The following is a 7,535-nucleotide window of genomic DNA, read 5'->3' as shown; positions in this document are numbered from 1 at the left end:
CGTCGCCACCGGCCCACCCCCCGCCCCGTACCTCAGGCCCGCCCCCCACCCGGCCGAAGGACCGCCACCCCATGGAACGACCGCACGTCTTCGAACCCCGGTCGCACCCGGCCCCGGCTCCGGCGCTCGCGACGGCCGGCCGTCTCGTCCTTCCCGGGGAGCTGACCGCCACCCTGGGATACGACGCCGTGGGCATCCCCGGTGACCACGGCGAACGGATCATGAACTGCCTGCCCCGTGTAGGGTGCGTCTTCGCTGACGACCTGCGCTGGTGGTGGATCGTCCCCTCGGGCTCGCAGATCGGCGTCACCTGGCCGCCGTCGACGAGCTACGCCGTCGACGCGTGCGTGGGACGGCCGGTGATCCCGGCCGCCGGCGTCCGCCCGGCCGACCCCTCCTGGAACGGTCCGCGCACAGGCCGCCCGGCGCTGATCCATCGCCCCGACGGTGACTCTCCGTACACGCCGCCGATCCCGCTGTACTTCCTGGCCTGCCGACTGGCCGGTATCGACCCCCACTGGTCGCCCGGTGCGGGCGCCTGAGGCTGTTCCGGGCCTCGGGCGCCCGGGCAATCCCGTCTCCGGATGACGCCCGGCGCCCCGTGGCGCATCCTTGCAGAGGTGCGATCGGGGTACCCGTGGGCCCTGAGCGAACGGCGGAGGAGGTGCCCGGCATCTCCCTCCCGGAACCGGGCGGTGTGGTCATGGTCAAGAACGAGGCACGCGGCAGGGGGGAAGTCTCCACTCAGGCGGTGTTCGGCGCACCGTGCTGGGTCAGTCTCACCACGCGCGACGTCGAGGGCGCGGAGGAGTTCTACCGGGCCGTGTTCGGCTGGGAGTGGCGGCCGAACAGCCTCGGCGACCGGTTCCGGGTGGCGCAGGCGGACGGCGTGCCCGTCGCAGGGATCGCCGCCGTGGCCTCGATGTGGCAGATGGCCGTCGCCTGGACCCCGTACTTCGCGGTCTCCAGCGCCGACGAGGCCGTGGCCCGCTGCAGGGAGCGGGGCGGGACCGCGGCCGTCGGGCCGCTCGCCTTCCCGCCCGGCCGGGCGGCCGTGCTCGCGGACCGCGACGGAGCCGTCTTCGGTATCTGGGAGGGCCGGCTCGTGACCGGCTGGGAGGAGTGGCGCGAGGCCGCCCCCACCTTCATCCGGCTGCACACGCGCGACGCCTTCGACGCCGCCATCTTCTACGGGGAGGTGCTGGGCTGGGCCTCCGCGGTCCCCGGCTGCTGCGAGGTCCACTACGACGGCGACGAGGTCGTCCTGCGCAGTGGCGGGTCGGTCGTGGCCCGCATCCACTCGGGTGCCGTGGAGGCCGCCCCCGACCCCACCATCCGCCCGCACTGGCAGATCCACTTCGCGGTCGCCGACGTGGACGCCTGTGTCCGGATCGCCCGCGCCCACGGCGGCAGCGTCCTGCGCTGGCAGGAGGGTGCCGGGGACGCGGTACTGGCCGACCCGGACGGCGCCCGCTTCACGGTGACCGCGAAACGGGAGTCCTGACCGGCCACAGCCGGGCCCCACATGCGTGGCGGGGCCGGCAGGCGGGTGGGGAGAGCGTGATTCCCCCGGCTCGTCCCAGCGTCAGGAACTACTGTCGCGAGCATGGTCGAACACGATGCCTTCACCGCCACCCGCGAGGCCTACGAGGCTGCTGCCCCCGTGTACGCGCAGATGTTCCGCGGCGAGCTGCGGGACAGGCCCCTGGACCGCGCGGTCCTGAGCGCCTTCGCCGAGGTGGTGGACGCGAGTGGTAACGGCCAGGTCGCGGACCTGGGATGTGGGCCTGGTCATATCACCTCCCACCTCGACGAGTTGGGGCTGGCGGCGTTCGGCGTCGATGCCTCCCCTGCGATGATCGAGTCGGCCCGGGAGACCTATCCGGGACTGCGGTTCGACGTGGGCTCGATGGCCGCGCTGGACATCGCTGACGGGGTGCTGGGCGGCGTACTGTCACGTTGGTCCATCATCCACACCCCGCCGCGAGAACTCCCCGCCATCCTGGCGGAGTTCCACCGTGTGCTGGCACCTGGCGGCCATCTCCTGATCGGCTTTTCCGCCACCGACGATCCATCCCACTCCACGCAGGTCTTCGACCACACGGTCGCGCCGGCCTATCGGTGGTCGCCGGATCACCTCGCCGCGATGCTGCGCCAGGCCGGGCTGGCCGAGGCGGCCCGGATGGTTCGCGAGCCCCAGCCCACCGACCGACGGCAGTTCCGGGAGGTTCATCTGCTCGCCCGCAAGGCCTGGGCAGGGGCTTTCCGCGACTCGCCGCAGCGGGGCTTCCCGCTCGCTCCGGCTTCCGGCCGCCCATCGGACAGCGGTGCGACCGCCCCCGCACTCAGTGGTGGCGGTGACGCATCTCGCGCGGGCTCATGCCGAAGCGCCGGCGGAACGCCGTGCTGAGCGTGCTGGCCGAGGAGAAGCCGCACGCGTAGGCCAGTTCCGTGATCGTCAGATGCGCGCAGTCCGTGCAGCGGAGCCGGTCGCGTACCAGCCGCAGCCGCTCCTCGCGGATCAGGTCCCGGGGCGTGGTGCCCACGCGCTGGAGGGCGAGCTGTATCTGGCGCAGGGACCAGCCGAGGTCCCGCGCCATCGACGAGCCGCTGAGGGCGGGGTCCGCGGCGTGTTCGCGGACGTGGCGGCGGACCATCGCCTCGACCTCGCGCAGGTGGCCCGGCGCGTCCGGACGGTCGTCGCCCGCGGCCAGCATGCACAGCAGCTCCACGATCCGGTCCGAGACCGCGTCGAACTGGGTTCCCGTCAGGTGGTCCCGCTCCTCGTGCAGCGACCGCACCATGGAGTCCACCACGCGGCCCAGTCCCCGCGTCAGGTCGAGGCCGGTGGCCAGCGGCGCCTTGCGGCCCAGCGGCCCGTCGATCTCCTGGGAGGGGATCGACAGGATGATCCCCCGCAGCGAGGCGTCGTGCGCCAGCTCGAACGGCGCGCCGAGCGTCATCAGGCTGCCGGTGCCCGGGGTCAGCCGCGCCTCCTGGCCGTCCTGCCGCAGCACCAGCTCACCGGAGGCGGGAAGCACGAACCGGTAGGCGTCGTCGGGCTTCCGGCGCACCAGGCCGGGGGTGCGGACGTACTCGATCTGGTCGCAGTTCCAGCTCACGAGCTGGTAGGAGTCGCTGCGCTGCCGGGTCATCTCCCCGCGGAACGCCTCGGAGTGCGCGTACCTGAAGTCCAGCGGGGTCTGGAAGGACACCACGTGCTCGCTCCAGAAGTCGGTGCGTTCCCGCGCGCCGACCTCACCGGTCCTGACCGATTCCACGACGTAGCTTCCCGCGGACAACGATCCCCCTTCGGTACCGCGTGTGCCGACCGCCCATGCAGGCAATACAGCAACTACTGCGTGATCGGGTGGGAGTTACTCCCGGTCATCTTAAAGCACACGCAGCGTCCGCACGTCCGGGGGTATGCGCCCCGTGGCGTATTCCTTTCGTCTGCGCAAAAGTCGCCCCGCCCGGATGCCGCTAGCCTGTGCGCCGCCCGTCCACTCGCGTCCGCTCTTGGGGACTTCATGACCGAACGGATACCGGAGCCGCTGTTCTGGTGCCTGGCAGCCCTGCTGCTCGCCGTCGTGGTGCTGCTGATACGCCAGCACGGCATCACCCGGCGCCAGCGCCTGCTCGCCGAGACGCTGGCCGGCGACGTGCGCGCACGCGAGGACGAGGTGCGGCACCTGGTGTCGGTCCGGCTGCCCGCGCTCGCCGACTCCCCGCACGACCCCGTCCCCGGCACCGGCCCGCTCGACCCACGCCTGGCCGGCACCGACTTCGGCAAGTGCCTCGACGGCGTGCTGGAGAGCTTCTCCGGCGCCGTGGCCCACGCCCAGGCCCGCGCCGACCAGTCCGCGAAGGCCGCCCTGAAGGCGTCGATGCACTCGATCCAGGCCCTCGCCAACGAACAGCAGGTCGCCATCGCCGAGATGCAGGACCGGCACGACCACCCCGACGTGCTGCGCGACCTGCTCGAAATCGACCACACCAACGCCCAGTTCGGCCGCCGCGCCCAGGCCATCGCCGTGCTGTGCGGTTCCTGGCCCGGACGCCAGCGCTCCACCTCCCCGCTGGTCGAGGTGGTGCGCGGCGCGACCTCCCGCATCCGCGACTACCGCCGGGTGCGCATCACCGGAGAGGTCGACATCGCCGTCGAGAGCCGTGCCGTGGAGCCGGTCGTCCTCGCCATCGCCGAACTCCTCGACAACGCGGCACGCCACTCGCAGCCCAACACGAACGTCGAGGTGGGCGTCAACGCGGTGCACAACGGCGCCTGCGTCATCGTCGACGACGCCGGGGTCGGCATGGATGCGCAGTCCGTGGCGAGCGCGACCGAACTCCTGACCGGCCGTCGCTCCGTCGACGTCACCCGGCTCGACGACCCGCCCCGGTTCGGCCTCGCCGTCGTCGGCGTGCTCGCCGTGCGCTACGGATTCAGCGTGTCCGTGGACACGCGGTCCCCCTACGGGGGCGTACGGGCCGTGGTGTTCCTGCCGAGTACGCTGCTCACGCACGCCGATCCCGCAGCGACGGAGGACCCCGCCGTCCCCGCCCCCGCCCCGGACCTGGAGACGGCCCCGTCCTCCGGCACGGACGACTCCGCGCCGCGCCCCGCCGAGGTCGTGGGGAGCACATCCGGGGGCCTGCCGAAGCGGCGGCGACGGACCCCCCGCGCGTCGCAGCCGGCCGCACCCGCCGCCGCCCCGGCCGACGAGGTCGAGCGCCGCTCCGCAGAGGAGAACGCCCGCCGGATGGGGGCGTTCGCCCGCGGCACCCGCTTCGGCCGGACCACGCAGGACTCGCCGGACGACGCCCGTGACACCGAGAACCACAGCACCAGCGACGAAGGGACCCCCCAGCCATGATCGAGCCCACGACCAACGAGCTGGGATGGATGCTCGACGACGTGCTGAAGGTGCCCGAGGCCCGGCACGCGATCCTGCTGTCCGCCGACGGCATGCTGCGCGCTCACTCGGCGGACATCGGACGTGACGACGCCGAGCGGCTCGCCGCCGGGCTCTCCGGCGTCCAGTCGATCAGCCGCAGCACCGCCGAGTTCTGCGGCACACCGGGCACCCCGTGGCGGCAGACGCTGATCGAGTTCGCGCACGGATACGTGTTCCTGGCCGCGGCCGGGGAGGGGGCCTACCTCGCCGTCTCCACCAGCCAGGACGTGGACATGGAGGCCGTCACCTACCGCATGCACAAACTGGTCGACCGGCTCGGCCGGGAGCTGACCAGCCCGGTCCGCCGGGACACCGGCCCGGTCGCGCACGGCGGCAGCCCGGCATGACGCCCCGGCGCCGCCCCGGGGAGCGGCTCGTGCGCTCGTACGTGGTCACCGACGGGCGCGCCCACCCGACCCGCACCGCCCTGGACCTGGTCACCCTGATGATCGCCACCGGTGATGTGCCGCCACCCGGGCTGAGCCCGGAGAAGCGCCGGATCCTCGAACTGTGCCGGCCAGGGGCGCTGTCGCTCGCCGAGGTGGCCGGGCATCTGGAACTGCCCGTCAGCGTCACCAAGGTGCTGGTCGCCGACCTCATGGACAGCGGCCATCTCGTCTCCCGCGCTCCGGTCCCGGCCGCCGCGCCGTCCGACACCCGCATCCTCCAGGAGGTCCTCGATGGGCTTCGCGCCCGCCTCTGACGTCTATCTGCGCAGCAGCGTACGGACCGCGGCCAAGCTGCTGATCGTCGGTCACTTCGCGGTCGGCAAGACCACGTTCGTCGGCGCGCTCTCCGAGATCCGCCCGCTGCGCACCGAGGAGGTCATGACGCAGGCGGGTGCGCTCGTCGACGATCTCGCCGGTACCACCGACAAGACCACCACCACGGTCGCGCTGGACTTCGGCCGGCTCACCCTCAACGACCGGCTGGTGCTCTACCTGTTCGGCACCCCGGGCCAGCAGCGCTTCACCGAGCTGTGGCAGGACATGACCCGAGGCGCGCTCGGCGCGCTGGTACTGGCCGACACCCGCCGCCTCAGCCAGTCCTTCGGCGTCATGGGGGTGCTGGAGGAGTTGGGGCTGCCGTACGCGGTCGCCGTCAACGACTTCGACGGTGCCCCGGTGTACGAGCTGGACGAGGTGCGCGAGGCCCTCGACCTGCTGCCCGAGACCCCACTGGTCCGCTGCGACGCCCGCGACCGCGTCTCCTCGACGCGGGCGCTGATCGCCCTCGTGGAGTACCTGCTGAACCGGACCGGCACCGGCGAACCGCCGGCCGGTTCCTGACCGGGCCGGGGACGCACCGGCCGCCTGACGAACCGCACCGGCGAATTGGAGCACGCGTGAGTGCCGTACCACCCCCGGGCTGCCCGGCCCACGAGTCCCTGTACGGGCCAGAGTTCGCCGCCGACCCGGCCGCCGTCTACCGGCGGCTGCGCGCGGCCGGGCCCTTCGCGCCCGTCGAACTGGCCCCCGGCGTCCGGGCCACGCTGGTGGTCTCCTACGACGCCGCCCTGCACGTCCTGCGCAGCCCCGAGACCTTCTCCAAGGACTCCCGCCGCTGGCAGGACCTCGCCGACGGCACCGTCCCGATGGACAGCCCGGTCGTGCCGATGATGGCGTACCGGCCCAATGCCCTGCTCACGGACGGCGAGGAGCACCGGCGGCTGCGCGGGGCGATCACCGACAGCCTCGCCCGGGTCGACCCCCACACCCTGCGCGGCTACGTGGAGTCCAGCGCGGACACCCTCATCGACCGGTTCGCGCCCGCCGGGCAGGCGGATCTGCTCGGCGAGTACGCACAGGTGCTGCCGCTGCTGGTGTTCAACCATCTCTTCGGCTGCCCCACCGAGTACGGGCTGCGGCTCGTCGAGGGCATGTCCGGGATCTTCGACGGCGTGGACGCAGAGAAGGCCAACGAACTGCTCAGCACGACCGTGGCGGATCTGGTGGCGCTGAAGCGGGCGAAGCCGGGCGCGGACGTGACGAGCCGGCTCATCGCCCATCCGGCCCGCCTCACGGACGAGGAGCTGGTGCACACCCTGGTCCTGCTGATGGGCGCGGGCACCGAGCCGCAGCAGAACCTCATCGCCAACGGTCTGCGGCTGCTGCTGTCGGACGACCGGTTCGCGGGTGACCTGTCCGGCGGCAGCATGCCGGTGGAGGACGCCCTCGACGAGGTGCTGTGGACGGACCCGCCGATGGCCAACTACGCGGTGCACTTCCCCATCCACGATGTCACCTACGAGGGCGTGCGGCTGCGAGCGGGCCACCCGCTCGTGGTCAGTTTCGGCGCCGCCAACACCGACCCCGCCCTGACGGCCGACCAGCGGGCGGGCAACCGCGCCCATCTGGCGTGGAGCGCGGGCCCGCACACCTGCCCGGCGATCAGCCCGGCCCGGCTGATCGCGGCGGTCGCGGTGGAAAAGCTCCTGGACCGGCTGCCGGACGTCGAACTCGCCGTGCGCGTCGCAGAGTTGGTGTGGCGGCCCGGCCCCTTCCACCGGGCTCTGGCCGCGCTGCCCGTGACGTTCCCGCCCGCCCCCGCGGCAGCGGCCACCGCGCCGGCCGCGGGCCC

The 7,535-nt window shown here is 72.9% G+C and carries 8 protein-coding genes and 1 pseudogene; 8 read left to right on the top strand and 1 reads right to left on the bottom strand.

The annotated features are described in order from the left end of the window. The first annotated feature begins 71 nt into the window (after nt 1–71). The 3 genes and pseudogenes from ACFSL4_RS15670 to ACFSL4_RS15660 all read left to right on the top strand — a co-directional run. Nucleotides 72–542 (top strand): hypothetical protein, encoded by a 471-nt coding sequence (locus ACFSL4_RS15670; RefSeq protein ID WP_381082886.1) that lies wholly within the window; start codon nt 72–74, stop codon nt 540–542. A 161-nt stretch (nt 543–703) separates the two neighbouring features. Further along, complete coding sequence (locus tag ACFSL4_RS15665; protein ID WP_381082900.1) at nt 704–1,504, top strand: VOC family protein; 801 nt, start codon at nt 704–706, stop codon at nt 1,502–1,504. A gap of 102 nt (nt 1,505–1,606) precedes the next feature. Further along, nucleotides 1,607–2,251: pseudogene (locus ACFSL4_RS15660) on the top strand (class I SAM-dependent methyltransferase); the annotation flags it as partial. Nucleotides 2,252–2,345: 94 nt separating this feature from the next. Here ACFSL4_RS15660 and ACFSL4_RS15655 read toward each other — a convergent pair. Further along, nucleotides 2,346–3,302, bottom strand: a complete 957-nt coding sequence (locus ACFSL4_RS15655) for an AraC-like ligand-binding domain-containing protein (protein ID WP_381082884.1) — start codon at nt 3,300–3,302, stop codon at nt 2,346–2,348. A gap of 228 nt (nt 3,303–3,530) precedes the next feature. Here ACFSL4_RS15655 and ACFSL4_RS15650 point away from each other — a divergent pair, with 228 nt between their 5' ends. From ACFSL4_RS15650 to ACFSL4_RS15630, 5 genes are all read left to right on the top strand, one after another. After that, the gene (locus ACFSL4_RS15650) at nt 3,531–4,874 is read left to right on the top strand and encodes an ATP-binding protein (protein ID WP_381082882.1); all 1,344 of its coding nucleotides are present in this window, start codon (nt 3,531–3,533) and stop codon (nt 4,872–4,874) included. Further along, nucleotides 4,871–5,302: a roadblock/LC7 domain-containing protein gene (locus ACFSL4_RS15645; protein ID WP_381082880.1), complete on the top strand. Its 432-nt coding sequence runs from the start codon at nt 4,871–4,873 to the stop codon at nt 5,300–5,302. The genes ACFSL4_RS15650 and ACFSL4_RS15645 overlap by 4 nt, the downstream gene beginning before the upstream one ends. Continuing rightward, complete coding sequence (locus ACFSL4_RS15640; protein ID WP_381082878.1) at nt 5,299–5,658, top strand: DUF742 domain-containing protein; 360 nt, start codon at nt 5,299–5,301, stop codon at nt 5,656–5,658. Before ACFSL4_RS15645 ends, ACFSL4_RS15640 begins: the two co-directional genes overlap by 4 nt. After that, nucleotides 5,636–6,244: a GTP-binding protein gene (locus ACFSL4_RS15635; protein WP_381082876.1), complete on the top strand. Its 609-nt coding sequence runs from the start codon at nt 5,636–5,638 to the stop codon at nt 6,242–6,244. Before ACFSL4_RS15640 ends, ACFSL4_RS15635 begins: the two co-directional genes overlap by 23 nt. Before the next feature lie 56 nt (nt 6,245–6,300). After that, the coding region (locus ACFSL4_RS15630) for a cytochrome P450 (protein ID WP_381082898.1) at nt 6,301–7,535 on the top strand (1,235 nt) is incomplete at its 3' end.

The organism is Streptomyces caeni (assembly GCF_042678285.1).
In the GTDB taxonomy this organism is placed as follows: Bacteria; Actinomycetota; Actinomycetes; order Streptomycetales; family Streptomycetaceae; genus Streptomyces; species Streptomyces caeni.
The sequence above is the reverse complement of the archived record's forward strand: the minus strand, read 5'-3'. Positions and strand labels throughout refer to the sequence as shown.

Bases quoted from the DNA above. Each gene is read 5' to 3' on its own strand.
- ACFSL4_RS15670 (WP_381082886.1), top strand. From the start codon at position 72: ATGGAACGACCGCACGTCTTCGAACCCCGGTCGCACCCGGCCCCGGCT.
- ACFSL4_RS15665 (WP_381082900.1), top strand. From the start codon at position 704: ATGGTCAAGAACGAGGCACGCGGCAGGGGGGAAGTCTCCACTCAGGCG.
- ACFSL4_RS15645 (WP_381082880.1), top strand. From the start codon at position 4,871: ATGATCGAGCCCACGACCAACGAGCTGGGATGGATGCTCGACGACGTG.
- ACFSL4_RS15640 (WP_381082878.1), top strand. From the start codon at position 5,299: ATGACGCCCCGGCGCCGCCCCGGGGAGCGGCTCGTGCGCTCGTACGTG.
- ACFSL4_RS15635 (WP_381082876.1), top strand. From the start codon at position 5,636: ATGGGCTTCGCGCCCGCCTCTGACGTCTATCTGCGCAGCAGCGTACGG.
- ACFSL4_RS15650 (WP_381082882.1), top strand. From the start codon at position 3,531: ATGACCGAACGGATACCGGAGCCGCTGTTCTGGTGCCTGGCAGCCCTG.